Source organism: Paenibacillus sp. FSL F4-0100 (genome assembly GCF_037993005.1).
Taxonomy (GTDB): domain Bacteria; phylum Bacillota; class Bacilli; order Paenibacillales; family Paenibacillaceae; genus Paenibacillus_AQ.
In genome coordinates this window covers 1,881,182-1,898,035 of sequence record NZ_CP150303.1, presented here as the reverse complement: position 1 = coordinate 1,898,035, position 16,854 = coordinate 1,881,182, and the positions used below count along the sequence as shown (strand labels likewise).

Annotated in this window: 16 protein-coding genes, 2 tRNA genes and 1 other annotated feature; of the genes, 7 read left to right on the top strand and 11 right to left on the bottom strand. The window is 49.6% G+C overall.

Going from position 1 to position 16,854, the window contains the following annotated elements; genetic code table 11:
* Nucleotides 1-13: 13 nt before the first annotated feature.
* The 3 genes from clpP to MHH48_RS08235 all read right to left on the bottom strand — a co-directional run bounded on the left by clpP (nucleotide 14) and on the right by MHH48_RS08235 (nucleotide 3,190).
* A complete protein-coding gene (gene clpP, locus MHH48_RS08245) occupies nucleotides 14-604 on the bottom strand; it encodes an ATP-dependent Clp endopeptidase proteolytic subunit ClpP (RefSeq protein ID WP_006208779.1) in 591 nt (196 codons plus the stop codon).
* Nucleotides 605-879: 275 nt separating this feature from the next.
* Nucleotides 880-2,202, bottom strand: coding sequence for a trigger factor (tig, locus tag MHH48_RS08240; protein ID WP_076323106.1), 1,323 nt, complete (start codon nucleotides 2,200-2,202; stop codon nucleotides 880-882).
* A gap of 145 nt (nucleotides 2,203-2,347) precedes the next feature.
* Complete coding sequence (locus MHH48_RS08235) at nucleotides 2,348-3,190, bottom strand: hypothetical protein (RefSeq protein WP_076323105.1); 843 nt, start codon at nucleotides 3,188-3,190, stop codon at nucleotides 2,348-2,350.
* A 361-nt stretch (nucleotides 3,191-3,551) separates the two neighbouring features.
* On the opposite strand from MHH48_RS08235, the gene MHH48_RS08230 reads away from it, so the two are divergent.
* A tRNA-Arg gene (locus MHH48_RS08230) sits at nucleotides 3,552-3,625 on the top strand.
* 1,236 nt (nucleotides 3,626-4,861) lie between these two features.
* Here MHH48_RS08230 and MHH48_RS08225 read toward each other — a convergent pair.
* Nucleotides 4,862-5,305 (bottom strand): acetyltransferase, encoded by a 444-nt coding sequence (locus MHH48_RS08225; RefSeq protein ID WP_076323104.1) that lies wholly within the window; start codon nucleotides 5,303-5,305, stop codon nucleotides 4,862-4,864.
* Between the two features lie 135 nt (nucleotides 5,306-5,440).
* On the opposite strand from MHH48_RS08225, the gene MHH48_RS08220 reads away from it, so the two are divergent.
* The 3 genes from MHH48_RS08220 (at nucleotide 5,441) to argS (ending at nucleotide 8,979) form a co-directional block, all read left to right on the top strand.
* Nucleotides 5,441-5,869 (top strand): EamA family transporter, encoded by a 429-nt coding sequence (locus MHH48_RS08220; protein WP_076323103.1) that lies wholly within the window; start codon nucleotides 5,441-5,443, stop codon nucleotides 5,867-5,869.
* A gap of 143 nt (nucleotides 5,870-6,012) precedes the next feature.
* A complete protein-coding gene (locus MHH48_RS08215; protein WP_076323102.1) occupies nucleotides 6,013-6,777 on the top strand; it encodes a class I SAM-dependent methyltransferase in 765 nt (254 codons plus the stop codon).
* A 58-nt stretch (nucleotides 6,778-6,835) separates the two neighbouring features.
* Nucleotides 6,836-7,058, top strand: a binding site (T-box leader).
* A gap of 58 nt (nucleotides 7,059-7,116) precedes the next feature.
* Entirely contained in the window at nucleotides 7,117-8,979 is a 1,863-nt protein-coding gene (gene argS / locus MHH48_RS08210; protein WP_076323186.1) for an arginine--tRNA ligase, read from the top strand.
* 91 nt (nucleotides 8,980-9,070) lie between these two features.
* Here the strand turns inward: argS and MHH48_RS08205 are convergent, their stop codons facing one another.
* Together MHH48_RS08205 and MHH48_RS08200 are read right to left on the bottom strand one after the other, a co-directional pair.
* Nucleotides 9,071-9,511 (bottom strand): hypothetical protein, encoded by a 441-nt coding sequence (locus MHH48_RS08205; RefSeq protein ID WP_076323101.1) that lies wholly within the window; start codon nucleotides 9,509-9,511, stop codon nucleotides 9,071-9,073.
* 421 nt (nucleotides 9,512-9,932) lie between these two features.
* Nucleotides 9,933-10,006, bottom strand: a tRNA-Arg gene (locus MHH48_RS08200).
* Nucleotides 10,007-10,166: 160 nt separating this feature from the next.
* On the opposite strand from MHH48_RS08200, the gene MHH48_RS08195 reads away from it, so the two are divergent.
* Nucleotides 10,167-10,463: a DUF4870 domain-containing protein gene (locus MHH48_RS08195; protein WP_076323100.1), complete on the top strand. Its 297-nt coding sequence runs from the start codon at nucleotides 10,167-10,169 to the stop codon at nucleotides 10,461-10,463.
* A gap of 226 nt (nucleotides 10,464-10,689) precedes the next feature.
* On the opposite strand, the gene MHH48_RS08190 is transcribed toward MHH48_RS08195, so the two are convergent.
* Together MHH48_RS08190 and MHH48_RS08185 are read right to left on the bottom strand one after the other, a co-directional pair.
* A complete protein-coding gene (locus tag MHH48_RS08190) occupies nucleotides 10,690-11,058 on the bottom strand; it encodes a hypothetical protein (RefSeq protein WP_340390669.1) in 369 nt (122 codons plus the stop codon).
* Between the two features lie 49 nt (nucleotides 11,059-11,107).
* The gene (locus MHH48_RS08185) at nucleotides 11,108-11,422 is read right to left on the bottom strand and encodes a hypothetical protein (protein ID WP_076323098.1); all 315 of its coding nucleotides are present in this window, start codon (nucleotides 11,420-11,422) and stop codon (nucleotides 11,108-11,110) included.
* Nucleotides 11,423-11,585: 163 nt separating this feature from the next.
* On the opposite strand from MHH48_RS08185, the gene asnB reads away from it, so the two are divergent.
* Nucleotides 11,586-13,430, top strand: coding sequence for an asparagine synthase (glutamine-hydrolyzing) (asnB, locus tag MHH48_RS08180; protein ID WP_076323097.1), 1,845 nt, complete (start codon nucleotides 11,586-11,588; stop codon nucleotides 13,428-13,430).
* Nucleotides 13,431-13,509: 79 nt separating this feature from the next.
* On the opposite strand, the gene MHH48_RS08175 is transcribed toward asnB, so the two are convergent.
* From MHH48_RS08175 to MHH48_RS08165, 3 genes are all read right to left on the bottom strand, one after another.
* Nucleotides 13,510-14,139: an XTP/dITP diphosphatase gene (locus tag MHH48_RS08175; RefSeq protein ID WP_076323096.1), complete on the bottom strand. Its 630-nt coding sequence runs from the start codon at nucleotides 14,137-14,139 to the stop codon at nucleotides 13,510-13,512.
* A gap of 4 nt (nucleotides 14,140-14,143) precedes the next feature.
* On the bottom strand, nucleotides 14,144-14,902 hold the full coding sequence (rph, locus tag MHH48_RS08170; RefSeq protein WP_076323095.1) for a ribonuclease PH: 759 nt from the start codon (nucleotides 14,900-14,902) through the stop codon (nucleotides 14,144-14,146).
* A 112-nt stretch (nucleotides 14,903-15,014) separates the two neighbouring features.
* Nucleotides 15,015-16,073: a GerMN domain-containing protein gene (locus MHH48_RS08165; protein WP_076323094.1), complete on the bottom strand. Its 1,059-nt coding sequence runs from the start codon at nucleotides 16,071-16,073 to the stop codon at nucleotides 15,015-15,017.
* A 166-nt stretch (nucleotides 16,074-16,239) separates the two neighbouring features.
* On the opposite strand from MHH48_RS08165, the gene MHH48_RS08160 reads away from it, so the two are divergent.
* Nucleotides 16,240-16,803 carry a phosphatidylglycerophosphatase A gene (locus tag MHH48_RS08160; protein ID WP_076323093.1) on the top strand — a complete coding sequence of 188 codons (564 nt, stop codon included), beginning with the start codon at nucleotides 16,240-16,242 and terminating at the stop codon, nucleotides 16,801-16,803.
* Nucleotides 16,804-16,854: the final 51 nt, after the last annotated feature.

The window sequence follows — 16,854 nt, the reverse complement described above, 5'->3', positions numbered from 1 at the left end:
CTATTACCACCCCTTAAGATTTGGTCGGTGAAGACAGAACATCATCAATAATCCCGTACGCCTTCGCTTCCTCCGCGCTCATGAAAAAGTCGCGGTCCGTATCGCGTTCGATTTTTTCAAGGGGCTGACCCGTGCGCTCCACATAGATTTGATTCAGCTTATGTCTGGTCTTGATGATCCAATCTGCATGGATTTGGATATCGGATGCCTGACCTTGAATGCCTCCGAGCGGCTGATGAATCATCACTTCACTGTTCTCAAGAGCATAGCGTTTACCTGGCGCTCCTGCAGTAAGCAACAGTGACCCCATGCTGGCAGCCATGCCAACGCAAATCGTGGACACATCAGGCTTGATCAACTGCATCGTATCATATATACCCATCCCGGCTGTAACCGAACCGCCAGGGGAATTGATGTACAAAGAGATGTCTTTTTCCGGATCTTCCGCAGCTAGAAACAGAAGCTGGGCGATGACAAGATTGGCAACATCGTCATCGATCGCACTGCTGAGGAATATTATGCGATCCTTCAGTAATCTTGAGTAGATATCGTAAGATCTTTCGCCTCGACTGGTTTGTTCCACAACCATAGGTACAAGACTCATGCGACCAACCTCTTTTCCTTGAAAAATATACTACAACGTTACAAAAGTTATTCTAACATGTTCACAGCACGATGTCATTTTTTAACCCCGCTTACATCCTATGAACTTGCCAAGAATTATATCCTGCCAACTTGTCTCATTATGTATGTCGAAATTAATAACCAATTCATGTCACATTTAGTAGTAAATTGGCTATTCTTAGTTAAAAATAAGGCACGCATGAAATGTACGTGCCTTATCTAATGTGAGGGCAGCTTTTCGCAGCCGCCTATTTATTATTCTTCAGTTGCTTCTTTCTTCTCAACAGGAGCGCCTTCTACGCTGTTTTCCAACAAGAAGTCGATGGTTTTGCGAAGAAGCAGTTCTTCACGAAGGCTGTCAAGGGAACCGTTAGCACCCAAGATGCTGCGGATTTCATCAGCAGGACGTTTGTATGTGTCAGCCATGTTTTCCAGCTCTTTGTTGATTTCCTCTTCAGATACTTCGAGTTTTTCTTCTTTCGCGATTTGCTCGAGCACGAGGTTGTTGCGAACGCGTTTTGCAGCATCGTCCTTCATTTGACCTTCCAGATCGGCATTCGTTTGGCCGGAGAAGCTAAGGAACATTTCCAGGTTCATGCCTTGCTGGCGAAGACGGTTGTCGAAATCGCGCATCATGTTTTGAACTTCGGATTGAATCATAGCGTCAGGAATTTCAACTTCAGCGTTAGCTGCTGCTTTTTCAACGGCTTCGTTCTCACGAACGCCTTGTGCTTCTTGCTCTTTGCGAGTCAGCAGTTGTTTCTTCAGATCTTCCTTGTACTCATCAAGCGTATCGAATTCACTTACGTCTTTAGCGAATTCATCATCCAGCTCAGGAAGCTGCTTGCGTTTGATTTCGTGAACTTTCACTTTGAAGATAGCTTGTTTGTTAGCCAAATCTTCAGCATGGTAAGTTTCAGGGAATGTCACTTCCACGTCTTTGAAGTCTCCAGTAGCCATTCCGATGACTTGATCTTCAAAACCTGGAATGAACGTGTTGCTTCCAAGCTCAAGGGAATAACGCTCAGCTTGTCCACCTTCGAAAGGAACGCCGTCAACGGAACCGTCAAAATCAATCACAACGATATCGCCAGACTGGGAAGCACCTTCGTCGATTACTGTAAGCTCAGCATGACGTTGTTGCAGACGCTCAAGCTCTTCGCTCAGTTCCTCGTCAGAAACCTCAGCAGCTACTGCAGCAACTTCAACACCTTTGTATTCGCCAAGTTTAACTTCTGGTTTTACCGTTACTCTTGCTTTGAACTTAAAAGTTTCGCCTTTAGCGAATTGCTCGATGTCCACTTCTGGACGATCCACAGGGAAGATATCCGCTTGTTCTACAGCTTCGCTGTATACTTCTGGAAGAAGGATGTCGATTGCATCCTGGTACAAGCTCTCAACGCCAAAACGAGCTTCGAAGATCGAGCGAGGTACTTTACCTTTACGGAATCCAGGTACATTTGCTTTTTTGGCTACTTTATTAAAAGCTTTGTCGAGGGCGGATGCAACGCGCTCCGCATCAACCTCAACGTCAAGAACCCCAAGGTTCTTCTCTATTTTTTCCCAAGTTGCTTTCATTTATGCTTTCCCCTCCAAAATAATTCACGTGGTCGACGCAATAATGTATCACGTACCGAATAACCACTATAGTATAAACAACATTAAATTCTTTTTCAAGGGCGAACCCTTATGCTACGATACCGTAAACGTTTTCCAACTCTCGCTAATCTTCCACGCCCGCAGCAACAAATTGTTTAAGAGATCGGTAGGCTCCCTCATAGCGGAACCGCATAGTGTCCGTTATGCCGTAGAGCGGGCGGATTTCCTCCTCATTGCGAAACCCTTTCAGACTCTCCGACACAATGTCATGCAGAGCAGCCGCCCATATGTCAAGCGTGGATTCTTCTTCATCCAGCATGGAATGGTAATCTTCGGTGCCGTAAATCGCCATGATGAACTGAGACCATAATTCCTGTGCAAAATAAAATAGTGTCGGTTCATGAATCTCAGTCTGATCGGCCACACGCTCCAAAATTTTCGAAATGGCGTCCGGGAAACTTCCTGGGTCCAAGGGAACCGAATCGATCTCAATCTCGACGGCTTCCTGCCCGCGATGAAGGCTCACATTCCCTTCCATTCCTCTTCTCCGGAGCGTTTGCAACACCCGAAATTGCAGCAGCGGATGAAGCGGCGTATCATGCAGCCACTCGACCAAAAGAGCGTCGATCTCCGGACGGTCCAAATAAGCGAGCTGTTCCAGCGCCAAAATGGTCTGCTCTGTCAGCGGCCCGTTCATGACCGAAGCCAGCAGCTTGTCGGCATATCCGGCATCCTGAGCGACTTTGTCCCTAACCATCTGCCTTGCCATTTCCGCTTCGTCCGGATCATCCTCCTCGGGCTCTGCTTCGGAATCAACCGAACGGGGGACAGCCTGTTCCGGAAATGCGGCTTCAAGCCAGTCGAGGAGCGAATTCCACTCTTCATAATGCCGTTCATTCTGTCCTCCGCATTTCAGCAGAAAGCGCAGAACCTCCATCGCTTCACCGTAACGTTCATTCTCGAGCATAACCGTAAGCTGAATCTGGTAATAATCCAGCGTCTTCGGAAACAGGATGATGTTCTTGTCCTCTTGTTCTTGGGAGTAAGAGTCCTTGATAAGGACACCTCCTTTCTAGTCCTGTTTTTCGTATTCGTTGATTATAGCATATGTACTGCCAAGTTTAAAAAGGGGCTGACATCCCTCGTACTTGGCCACATCCGGCAACGGGTGGACGACTATCTTTATATAGTCCAGCGTATATTTTATCAATATAACCCGATATGCTGCTCTCATAATCTTGCAGAACCAAAAAACTTTGCATCTTAAAATAATGATTGAATTTCTCCAGCGTATGTGATAATATATTTTTTGCTTGAAAAATTCCTATGTCCCAGTAGCTCAGCTGGATAGAGCAACGGCCTTCTAAGCCGTCGGTCAGGGGTTCGAATCCCTTCTGGGACGTAAAAAATGCACCGCCTCTTAGGGGCGGTGTTTTTGCGTCCACGGGGATGAGCACCCCTGGTAGGGGGGCGCCGGAGCCTATGCTTCGGAAGGATTGCTGCGCAGTCGGCCTCTGCGAGGCCGTATCCCTTCTGGGACGTAAAAGAGGAAGCCGCCACTAGTTATAGTTGGCGGCTTCTTTGCGTATTCCAGAAGGATGATGAACCCAGAATTGGGTTCGTCGGAGCCTAAGCTTCGGGAGGACCACTTCGCAGTCGGCCTGTAAAGGCCGCATCTCTTCTGAGGTACAATGTGGCGCATGACCTCCATAGCAGATTCCCAACATCGCGCACAGAACACAAACTCTATCGGACCGTAGGTACGTTATTTCTGAAAAAACGGCCTAATTTAGAATTTAGCGGACACCACAGCCGTTATTTAGCAAATTCACAGGCAAATTACCCTCTTTTGTCATAAATAACGGACTTCAGGTCCGTTACCATACCTGTACGAGTGTTTTTTCCTCAATTAACGGCTCCTGAGTCCGTTAAGGCAACGCAATGCGACCGCACAACTCTCTACACCTGCTGCAGACAATCCTATACTACCGCCAAGCACTCCCCCCGCTCCGACTTCTTCACGAAAATAGAAGACAACGCTCTCGCTCGGAGAGGTTGTCCAGTGTCACGACGTTCAGAAATACTTGCCTTCCATCGGGTATAGGTAAACCATTTCGTCCGGGCCGACCTGCTTGGACCACAGTTGGGTAAGGCGCTCTTCATGCTCTTTACTGCGTCCGATATACTCCGGCACGACATGGTAATCCCGTTTGGTCACAAACCAGCGGTGAGATTCGCTCTATCGGGATTCACTATAAAGTAGATATACGGGTCCTCGATCAGATCCAGCGACTGCTGCAGCGATTCTTCAGGTGATGCTCCAGCCCGACCGATACCCTCTTCTGATAGGAACGACAAGGATAGCGAAACGACAAGTTATTCGGAAAAACATCATTGACTCCTCAGCTTAGACTCCTCCAGTTGGCTGCTCCCCCACTTTTTCATCAGATTAGTTAAGGTATAACGACTATCGAAGTTCTTTCAAAGAAGATAGTGCCCGTCTGCCGCTACCGCGGCCGGCGCCGGGTTGGCGCCCCGCTTCCCACGAAAAAAACTCTGCGAGTAATCTCGCGGAGTTTTTGGCTGAGGATGTTATGCTTACGATTATCGATGGGCTCAGCTGCGCTGATCCATGACCTTACTGCAGCTCCATGTGAATAAGCGGGAATGGCTTCCCGGAGCCGTCCAGCTCGGAGCGGCCGATTTGCACGAATCCGTATTTTTTGTAAAAGGCATGGGCCTTGGGGTTCTGTTCATTCACATCGACTTGCAGCCTCCGCCCCTTCAGCTGTTCGGCATGCCGGATCAGATTCGTTCCCGTACCTTGGCCGTGATGGAGGGGATCCACGAACAGCATTTCGATTTTGGAACCATCCAGCCCTATAAATCCAACCGGCTCCTGTTCCGTATTTAAGCACACCCAGATCTCCACGGCTCTCAGAGCTCCGTTTTGAATCATGTCATAATAAAACCGGATGTCTTCCTCCGTCAGGAAATCGTGGGTTTGAGATACGGCACGATGCCACAGCTCCACCAACTGATCATGATACTCTTCTGCGTAAGGTGCTATATGAAACGTCATTTTTCATCCACTCCCTTCCAAATTGTTCAGATCTCATAGAAATTCATGATATCGGTAAAATTGCTCTATACTATTATAAAGGAATCCGGTACATTAATCAGAGACTTTATCTTTGTCAGGAAGGAGAGATCAGCATTGCCATTATGGCTTGTATACGCATTGCTGTCGGCGGCCACGGCGGCACTTGTCGCTATTTTCGGAAAAATAGGCCTGCAAAACATCGATGCCAATTCAGCAACGGCCATTCGCTCTGTCATCATGGCACTGTTTCTGTTGGGGGTCGTGGGGGTTCAGGGCAAATTCTCGGAACTCGGTGACATTCTGGTTCAGAAGAAAGCATTAAGCTTCATTGTGCTCAGCGGCATTGCGGGGGCATTGTCCTGGCTGTTTTATTTTCTCGCACTCAAATACGGCAAAGTATCGCAGGTCGGACCTATCGATAAATTGAGCGTTGTCATCGCGGTCATTCTGGCCTTTGTCTTTCTTGGAGAAAAGATATCCTGGATTAACGCAGCCGGCGTTGCTCTCATTGCTGTTGGCGCTCTTCTTGTTGCCGTCAAATAATGTTCTACATAAAACCGCTGCTCAGCGGCTTTTTGTCCGTTCTTTTATTGATAAAACCTATCAACATTATCACATTTATATATTTCTAATTATAAGGTGAATATGTCACAATGAGGATAATTCATGGGTGAAGGGGTGTTGTTATGTCAAAGCAAGTATGGAAAGCTTACGATTATGATCGGCAGTTATCGTTTGTCTCGGCTTATGGAAAAGGAGTGGCAGAACTTCTTGCGCCTCAACCCGGAGAACGGATTCTTGATCTCGGCTGCGGAACCGGTGATTTGGCTTATGAAATCTCCGCTTCGGGTGCTCATGTAACCGGCATGGATGATTCGGCCGAGATGATGGAGCGCGCCAAAAGCAAATATCCTGAATTGACGTTTATGACCGGAGACGGACAGAACTTCGAAACCGAAACACCGTATGATGCCGTCTTCTCGAATGCCGCCCTACACTGGATGAAGGATGCTGCTGGTGTGGTACGCTCCGTCTATGGCGCACTCAAGCCCGGTGGTCGATTCGTCGCAGAGTTTGGAGGCAAGGGGAATATCGACGGAATTTACCAAGCCTTGAAAACAGTGTTCGCCGATCATTATGGAATTGATGCCGACAGCCGGAATCCGTGGTATTTTCCCAGCTTGGGCCAGTATGCGACCTTGCTTGAATCCCAAGGGTTCCGCGTGCATATCGCCCATCACTTTGACCGTCCTACGAAGCTGCCTGAGGGCAAGGATGGCGTGAAGTATTGGCTGCTGCATTTTGGCGATCGTTTCTTCACTGGATTCTCGGCTGATGAGAAGGACGAAGCCATTGCCCGCATCAGCCAAGCTGCCCAAGCGACACTCTGGCATGAGGATGCGTTTTATGGAGATTACAGGCGCCTGCGTGTCTTTGCAGAGAAGGTTTAGTCATTTTAGGGTTGATTTTCTAAATAGAATGGTTAATAATATGAAAAACTTGAACATGTGATTTTCGTTGATTGGGAGAGTAACTGCACTTGACTTTAGTCCAAGCGAGCCGGGAGGGTGGAAACCGGTACAAAGTCGGCCGTGAAGCGGACCCAGGAGATGGTCTTCCGAAGTGAAATACTGTAGGAAGCCCCGGCTTACACCGTTATCGTAAAAAGGTGGTTAAACCCTTCGGTTTAACAACAAGAGTGGTACCGCGAGCACAAGTCCTCGTCTCTTTAGGAGATGAGGGCTTTTTTGATTTTTCTGACGTATTTTTTTCAAAAAGGGGGATTTAATTTGTTAAGTCATTTGATTACTTCAAGCCTACAACAAGCTGTAAACCAGGTGTGTGAAGATTTGGGCGCCAAACTGCCCGATTCCACTCCAATCCGGATTGAGCAGCCTGCCAGTATGGAGCATGGGGATTATGCCACCAACATTGCGATGCAGCTTGCGAAGCTGCTTCGTAAGGCTCCGATGCACATTGCCGAGCTGATTCAAGCCGAGCTTGAGCAGGACGCGTCGTACAAACAGCTGGTCTTTTCCAGTGAGATTGTAGCCCCAGGCTTTATGAATCTGCGTATCGATTGGGAATATTGGGCCGGGCACCACTTTGAACTGCCTCCGGCAACTAACGAGAAGATTGTCATTGAGCACACTTCCATTAATCCGAACAAATCCGCCCATATCGGCCATCTAAGAAACTCCTGTATCGGAGATACGCTGGTCAGGTTGATGAGGAAGCTTGGTTACGAGGTAGAGGTTCATAATTATATCGACGACCTTGGCAATCAACTGGCAGATACGGTGGTTGGGATGCTCCACACGCCGCTATCGAAGGAACATGCCCGGTTCGGCGATTACTGCTGGGACGTGTACTCAAGTACCAATAAAGCCTATGAAAGGGAGCCTGGGCTGGTTCAGCATCGGACTGAGGTTCTGCACGCACTGGAAGAGGGCAACCAGAATTTATCCTGGATCGGACTGCTCGTTGCCGAGAGAATCGTCAAAGAGCATCTTGAAGAAATGAAGCAGTTCGGCATTGACTATGATCTGCTTGTGTGGGAGAGCAGTATTGTCAGAGAGGGATTTTGGTCGTCCGCTTTCGAGCTGTTGAAGAATACGCCGCTCTTCCATCAGGAAACCGAGGGTAAACTTGCAGGCTGCTGGGTGCTCAAGCAAACAGGAACGGAAGCCGTGGACGATCCGGAGTCAGACCACAGTATGGATAAAGTGCTCGTCCGCTCCAATGGCATTCTGACTTACACGGCCAAAGACATCGCCTACCACTTGTGGAAATACGGTGTGCTCTCCAATGATTTTGTATACAAAAAGTTCACGGATGAGGTGTGGACGACGAGTACCCATGGCGAGCAGCTCTCTTTCGGCAAAGCAGACATGGTCATCAACGTCATCGATTACAGACAGCAGTACCCGCAGGCGATGGTGAAGCAGGCACTGGAAAGCTTGGGATTCCATAAAGAGGCCGACAAGCTCCGTCATGTCAGCTACGGCGTTGTTTCGTTAAGCCCTTCTGCGGCTGCGGATCTCGGAATCGATACTACCGACGGGAAAGCGTCCTATGCGATGTCCGGACGTCAGGGAATCGGAATTAAAATCACCGAGCTTATCCACCAAGTAGCCAAGGTCATCGAAGATTCCCGTTCCGATAAAAACGGTTTGTCCAGTCATACGATCGCAGCCGCCTCCATCCGTTACTACCTGCTTCGCTTTGCACTGCAAACCGAGGTGGTGTTCGATCTGAAGCAGGCCACTGAAATATCAGGAAATACGGGGGTATACCTGCTCTATTCCTACGCGCGTGCACTCAGCGTGCTCAATAAAGCTCAAGAAGCCGGTGTTGCGCCGTCTGTGCCTGCTCGGTTCCCTGCTATGGAAAAAGCGGAGCATGCTCTGCTTCGCCATATCAGTACCTGGCATGATACCCTATACGCCGCCGGGCAGGATCTATCCCCAAGCGCCATCTGCAACTTTACTTATGAGCTGTGCTCTTTGTTCAACAATTTTTATTCGGCATGCCCTATTCTAAAATCGGCGGATGAAGTGCTCCAATTCCGTGTATGGCTCACTTCCTTATTCAAGAACACCCTTGGTGAAGCGCTGGAGGTGCTGGGACTGCCCACGCCAAGCCGGATGTAAATCTCCCTCTGAAGAAATTAACGAATCATGTTGTATTTAAAAAAGCCACCGTACTAGTCTTGTTGAACAAGTACGGTGGCTATCTTAGATATTATTGCAATCCTCTGACGGTCAGTCTGACCTGGATACCATCTGCAGTTGGCTCTTCCTGCAGGGTCCAGTTGACAGCCAGCGCTTCCTTCAAGCGTGCGACCTGCTCCTCCTGGAACTTCAGCCCTTCAATAATGCCTTCACCTACACTAAAATCGGATTCCGAGCTGATGCAAAAGGCTTCCTCCAGCCAGATTTTCAACCCGTTGCGGGTATTAAACGTAATTTTGTATCCCTCGCTAACGGCCTTCTCCAAATCTTCCCCATGCTCTCCGGCATAAGAGAACAGTTCCTCGTAGTGAAAATGACCATTGTTCGCGACTTGGAATCTTTCTACCTCGCCAGAGCGCACAGCCTCCAGCAGTTGGGAGGAAGTCAGCCCCGATTTTCTGGCATGCTCCAATAAAATGGCGGTATTTTGTGATATTTTAGTAAGCTGCATGCTCGATGCCTCCTCAATATGGTTCGTAAAATACTTTTCTTCTATTATAAGGCGAAACCGCTAGGATGTCAGACACTTCTCAAAACATACGCTATATTCGCTCCCGATGTATTCACCAATTGGTTCAATCTGGGCATACCCCAGCTTCTTATAAAAATGAACGGCTTCCTTCTGCGGCTCGCCTGTTTCCAATCGCGAATCAGGCCGACTGCGAAGTGCCCTCCCGAAGCTTATGCGCAGGCGAACCCCTACCAGGGGTTCTCATCCTCATGGACGTTCTTGTCCCAGTCGGGATACGGCCTTCGGCCGACTGCGATGTAATCCTTACGAAGCTTAACCTCCGACGAACCCCATTTGTGGAGTTCATCACCCCTCTGGAATACGTAAAGAAGCTGCCAATCATGGCAGCTTCTTTCTTTTACGTCCCAGAAGGGATTCGAACCCCTGACCGACGGCTTAGAAGGCCGTTGCTCTATCCAGCTGAGCTACTGGGACATATATGTATGAAAATCTTTTAAACAGTAACGAAGTATATTATATCGCATCTTTTGTATTTTTCAAAGAACTTTTTTTTCGGAATGGTTCAGAACCGAATCAGGAGCGGGCTTACTGGGTAATATGTATATCATGAAAATGACTTCAGGAGCGTGATATCATGAGACAGCTTTTATCCTCTTTATCGTATTTCAGCATCTTCTTTGCCCCCTTCCTCCTTCCTCTCCTCGTATGGATTTTCTCCCCGGACGCCTATGTTGCCAAGCACGCCCGTCGCGCCCTGTTCTCACACGTATTTCCCGTCATAGCAGCGATACCGCTGATTTACATGGCCGTTACCTCAGGGTCCTTCGGTTCCATCATTGGATACCTTATCCTCTTCGGCATCCTCTACTTCGGGGCTTTTGTTTATAACGTGATCATGGGCATTCAAGTGCTGAGGGAGCATGCTTATTGAGCATCTTATCCTAAAAGGACCATGCGGTTAACCGTATGGTCTTTCTTGTGTTATTTTGTTGTAAACAGTACATTTTCTCATTGCCGTCTTCACTTTACAGCCCAGCGTGGATGCCACAAAAACGGTAGCGGCACCATTGTGGTGCCTTTCACCATCCGTGGTGCCGAATCCATACAAAAAGAGATCTGCCCATAGTGCCGGACAGATCTCTTCATTCTTCAAGGCTCTAGAAATATTGGGGTCCTTCACTGAGCCTATGATTCAGCTGCTCATATAGCTGGCCTGTAGAAAGCAGCTGCTGCTTGAAGGCATCCCGGTCTTCCTCCGCGGTGGATTGAACATCGTTCTCGAACGCTTCGTCCGTGGCATCAACAAATGCATCATGCATGCTGTTGTCGAACCAATCCACATCCGTGCTGGCGTTGCTGCGGACGATTTTCACCAGCTCATAGCCTCCCAGCGGGGAAGATGGCGTCAGATAAGCCAGCAATGCACTTTCTCCTTCCACTGCTGGATAGACCTCAACCTCAGCGCAAGGGGCACCGTTTACTTCCGTAATGCGGCGGATTTTTGCATCTCTGATTGCATACATCATACATTCTCCTTCATCAAGATGTGCAGGGACTGCACAATCCTTATTATTGTCATGTCAAATCCGAGAGCAATCGCAGCTCTTCCATTTGCTGGCGTGTGGCCGGTGTACCCAATTGATAAATGGTTCGATACACCTTGTCCAGGGAGGATTGAAACAGGGCATTGGTGCTTTGTTGCGGCGTATCCGCCCAAGGAAACATGTATCCCATCGCTTCTTCGTCCTTCTCCTGCATCATGTCCAGCTCAATCCGAACTTGATCCGCCTCTTCCTGCGTTGCTTCAATCTCCCATTCATAAGCGCTCGCTCCCTGTTCAGTCAACACAGAGCGGCTCTGTACGGAAACGTAATAGGTCGACTTATTCATGGACGCATCTCTCCTTCTCTTTGAATATTCGTCCTCTTTCTTAGTTTTCGTAAAAGGACAGACATTTTATGCCTTCCTTCGGCATATATCTGTATCACTTTGGCGACGTAGGATTAAAAAGATGGGACAGCGTATGACAAAGATAAAGAGAGGATGAACCGTCATGTGCGGAATAACCGGTTTTATACAATGGAGCGGCGATTTGACGCAGGATTCGCAGCTGCTGGTAAAAATGACAGAAAGTTTGGCTCACCGCGGACCTGACGGATCCGGCACTTGGATTTCCAACCCGTGCGCATTCGGTCACCGAAGACTCAGCGTGATCGACCCCGAAAATGGCGCTCAGCCGATGATCATTCATCAGGAAGAGGAAGTCTATGCCATTGTATATAACGGGGAATTATATAACGCTGCGGAGCTTAAAGACGAATTGGTACGACGTGGTCATCGTTTCAATACCAAATGCGACACGGAAGTTTTGTTAGTATCCTATATCGAATGGGGCCCGGATTGTTTGGAACGCCTCAATGGAATATTTGCATTCGCCATTTGGGACAGCGTACGGGAACAGGTATTTCTGGCACGGGACCGAGTTGGAGTAAAACCCCTGTTCTACAGTTACATTGACGGAACGCTCGTATTCGGATCGGAACCAAAAGCATTGCTTCAACATCCGAAGGTGGAGCCTGTGGTCGGGGCAGAGGGGCTTGCTGAAGTATTTATTATCGGTCCGGCCCGAACCCCGGGACACGGTGTCTACAAGGATATTGCAGAGCTTCGTCCTGGTATGGCCATGATCTTTAACCGGGAAGGATTGCGCAACTATACTTACTGGAAACTGGAAAGCAAGCCCCATGAAGATGATGTGAATCAGACGGCAAGCTTCTTGCGCGATCTGCTGCGCGACACCGTTGAACGTCAGCTGGTATCCGATGTACCGGTCTGCTCGCTGTTATCCGGCGGGCTCGATTCCAGCGCACTTTCCTCGCTGGCCGTCGATTACTACAAGCGGACGGGCCAAGGACAAGTGCACACCTACTCCGTCGATTATGTGGACAACAACAAACATTTTAAATCCCATTCCTTCCAGCCGGGTGCGGATGCGCCATGGATTAAACGGATGCACGAGGAGCTCAGCACAAACCACCATTGGATCGAATTCGACACCCCCGAACTGGTCGAAGCGCTAGATGTCACTACGCAGAAGCGGGACCTCCCGGGAATGGCTGACGTTGACGCCTCCTTGCTCCTCTTCTGCCATGAGATTAAAAAAGGCGCAACCGTCGCCATATCCGGTGAAGCCGCTGATGAAATATTCGGCGGTTACCCTTGGTTTCACCGGGAAGAAATGCTGAATTCCGGTACTTTCCCATGGTCTGTTGCCCCAGATATGAGAGCCGGGCTGTTGTCTGCCGAGATCCGGGACTGGATCAAGCCGCTGGATTACCTCGGAGACCGCTATACCGATGCGGTAGCCGAAGTGCCGAAGCTGGCCGGGGAGACCGGGCAGCAGGCCAAAATGCGGGTCATGTCCTATCTCAATATCACCCGTTTCATGCCAACGCTCCTCGATCGTAAAGACCGGATGAGCATGGGCGTTGGACTGGAGGTCCGCGTACCTTACACAGATCATCGACTGATCGACTATGTGTGGAACATTCCTTGGAGCATCAAAACGACAGGCGACCGTGAAAAAGGCATTCTGCGCAAAGCCCTTGAAGGTGTGCTTCCGGACGATGTCCTGTACCGCAAAAAAAGCCCATATCCCAAAACTCACAATCCGAACTATCTGGCAGCCGTCAAAGCGCAGGTGCTGTCCATTCTGGACGATCCTTCTTCGCCGCTGCTTCCGCTCGTCGATACGGCACGAATCCGGGAGCTGGCTTCTTCGCCGGATGCGTCCTCCAATCTCCCTTGGTTCGGTCAATTGATGTCCGGTCCGCAGCTGTTCGCCTACCTGGCCCAGGTGCATTACTGGCTCAAAGAGTATAACGTATCCATACGTTAAGTCCTTATTGTTCTAAAAAATCAAAGAAACCATACCAGCAGTAGGCCGGTATGGTTTCTTTTTATAGCACCTTATTCGGTTATCGCGCCTGCAGGTCCGCTACAAGCTTGCGCAGTGCTTTTCCCCGATGGCTGATCTCCTGTTTCTCTTCCAGGGAAAGCTCGGCCATCGTCTTCTCATGGCTTGGCAGGTAGAACAGCGGGTCATATCCAAATCCGCCCTTTCCGGACGGATCCGACGTGATCCAGCCTTCAACACTCCCCTCAGCCTCGAGCTTTTCTCCCGAGACCGGATCATACAGCACCAGCACACAGACAAATCGGGCCGGACTTAGCAAGGGCTGCTCCGTATCCTCACCGAGCCTTAATTGTTCCAATTCCCCGAGCAGCTTCTCGTTATTGTCCTCGTCCGCGCCGTGTTCGCCGGCATACCTCGCGGAATAAACGCCTGGCGCGCCGTTCAGCGCATCCACGCATAATCCGGAATCATCAGCCAGGACAGGCAATCCCAGTGCGTCGCCAACCGCCTTGGCTTTTTTAAATGCATTGGCTGCGAACGTTGCTCCATCCTCAACGACATCCGGCAGATCAGGGTAATCGTACATGCTCTTGACCTCCGTACCGAAAGCAGCAAAAGCATGCGTAAATTCCTTGACTTTCCCCTGATTGCGGGTAGCTACAATTAGCGTGTCTCCAAGTGTCAATGTCATGGGACTATACTCCAGTACCCGCATTCACGGAACCGATTTTAGCTGCGATGGGGCCAAGTGCCTCCTGCTGACGCTCGATGAGCTCGCGGATTCCCTGTTCCCCAAGCTCCAGGATCTGATCCAGCTCCTCACGAGAAAACGGGCTCTCTTCGCCAGTCCCCTGAACCTCAACGAATTTGCCGCTTCCGGTCATGACCAGATTCATATCTACCTTCGCTTTGGAATCCTCTTCATAGTTCAGATCCAGCAGCGCCTGTCCGCCAGCAATGCCCACGCTAATGGAGGCCAGGTAGTCCGTTATCGGAAATACCGCTAGTTTATGTTGTTCTGCAATTTTATTTACCGCTATGGCTAAAGCTACAAATGCTCCTGTAATGGAGGTGGTCCGCGTTCCGCCATCCGCCTGGATTACATCGCAGTCCAGCGTAATTGTCCGCTCGCCAAGTGCATGCAGATTCACAACAGACCTAAGCGCTCTGCCGATCAGCCGCTGAATTTCCATCGTCCGGCCACTGAGTTTACCGCGATTGGCTTCCCGTTGGTTGCGGGATTGTGTTGCGCGCGGCAGCATTGAGTATTCAGCCGTCACCCAGCCCTTTCCTTGTCCTTTCAGAAACGGGGGAACCTTCTCATCCACGGTCGCCGTAATCAGCACCTTGGTGTCTCCCATCTCGATGTACACGGAGCCTTCCGCATATTTATTCACATGGGTCGATAAATTCATCGGTCGAAGCTCATCGCTCTTACGTCCGTTAGATCTCATGTTTTCTGCCTCCTACTTCTTATCGCAATCCTGATTAGCATTCCCTATTCTACCAAAGTGCAGGCACAAAAGCACCTTTTCCGGCGCATATTTCAAAGATAGCGGTGAAGCGTCAAATCGAAATTTCGTTAATGAACTCCGGACGGCCGACAGGCTCGCTATAATTGCGGCTATCCGTTCCAACCACCTCAGAGAGATCATTCATCCGAATTTTCACCTTCGCATCATCCGAATTCTCGGCTACGGTTAGCACGACGGCCTGCAGCAATTCGGTTGGAACCTGCTCTCCCTGCTCAAACATGCTGTCCTGAAGCGATACGGTAACAGCGCCGTCCTCACCTTTTTCGACCGATGCAACGGTGGTATCGTCCGGGATGACCTCGACAAGCCCATCACCGTAATGCGGTCCCCGGATCAGTTCATTCAAGGCAGCCTTAACCGCATCCTGTCCGGTTGGAACAAGTCTTGTAACAGGTACATAATACTGAATGCCGTCAGGCGTCACGGAAGAGAAATAAACGGTAACCGGCGAAGAGGAAGTATACAATGCGTCATCCGCCTTTTGAAGGTTGATACCCATCGCACGTGAAAGCGGACGGTCCAGCGGCGTGTGGTTGACTGGCATTTCCGTCAGTTTGACTCCGTCCACCCATACCTGCATCGACTCGATGCCTTCGTGTCCCGTCAGCGTCCACGTCAACGCCTCCAAGATTCTTCGTTCATCTGCCGCTTGATACTCCGTAAACGATTTATTGAATTCAACAACGGCCAATTTACTCTCCGGATCAACCGTCACATTATGGATCTGCGTACCGGCAGGCAATACCGCCTGGAAGCCCTGTGGAACATAGCCAGCATAGCGGCCTCCGTTCACAAGCACTTCAAGAGATTCTTTCACTGCGCTTGCACCTTCTACCTTCGGAATACCCAAGGTTACAGGTGCCAGCATTCCCCGCGCATCCGAAAGATAAACCGTTGTCTGGGTGCCAATGTCTCCTTGTGCCGCTGTGGATCCGGCCGTGTTCAGCATCTGCTTCTCCACTTGCGCAGGCGGCGGGTCAATCGCCTCCGATTGCTTCCCGGAAAACACGCCGCAGCCGGACAACACGATCGGAACAGCAAGCAGCCCGGCGGCGGAAAGCCTGCGAAGATTACGATTACTACGTTTCATGTATTGTTCCTCCCTAACATTTTTTTGTACAGGTTGTACTCCTATGTATACGAGCCCTTTCCAAAAAAATAACTCGCAGTTTTGTCCTTTCTGGACAAAGGGGGGTGGAAAAAGTACAATCGTCGTAAGCATCTTCATCAACCACGAAAATGAGGTGAGTTCCATCATGGCAGAAAACGATTCAAACATTCCATACAGTCTGAACAGCAAGAAGGTAGCGGAAGCGACACGGAGCCTGCTGCATAAGCGTGGAATCAAGTTGGAGGAAATCGCTGAACTAGTGATGATCCTTCAGAAAAAATACTACCCGAATTTGACTATGGAAGAATGCATGGAGAATGTTGATGCCGTACTTAGCAAACGCGAAGTCCAAAACGCGGTGTTAACCGGAATTCAATTAGATATTTTGGCGGAGGAAGGCAATCTCATATCCCCGCTTCAAGAAATGCTGGCCAATGACGAAGGGTTATACGGCGTGGATGAAATCCTGGCATTTTCCATCGTTAACGTATATGGAAGCATCGGCTTCACGAACTACGGGTATATTGACAAGCTCAAGCCCGGCATTCTCGAGCAATTGAATGATAAATCAAGCGGCCGTGTACATACCTTCCTCGACGATATCGTCGGCGCGGTTGCCGCGGCCGCCAGCAGCCGGATCGCCCATCGCAAGCAAGCGGAGCGGGAGATCGAGCTGTTCGGAACGACTGAAGAGCTTCCAAAAGAATAAACCACTCTCCCAAAAAGGAGATTCGCACAGAATGCGAATCTCCTTTTTCCC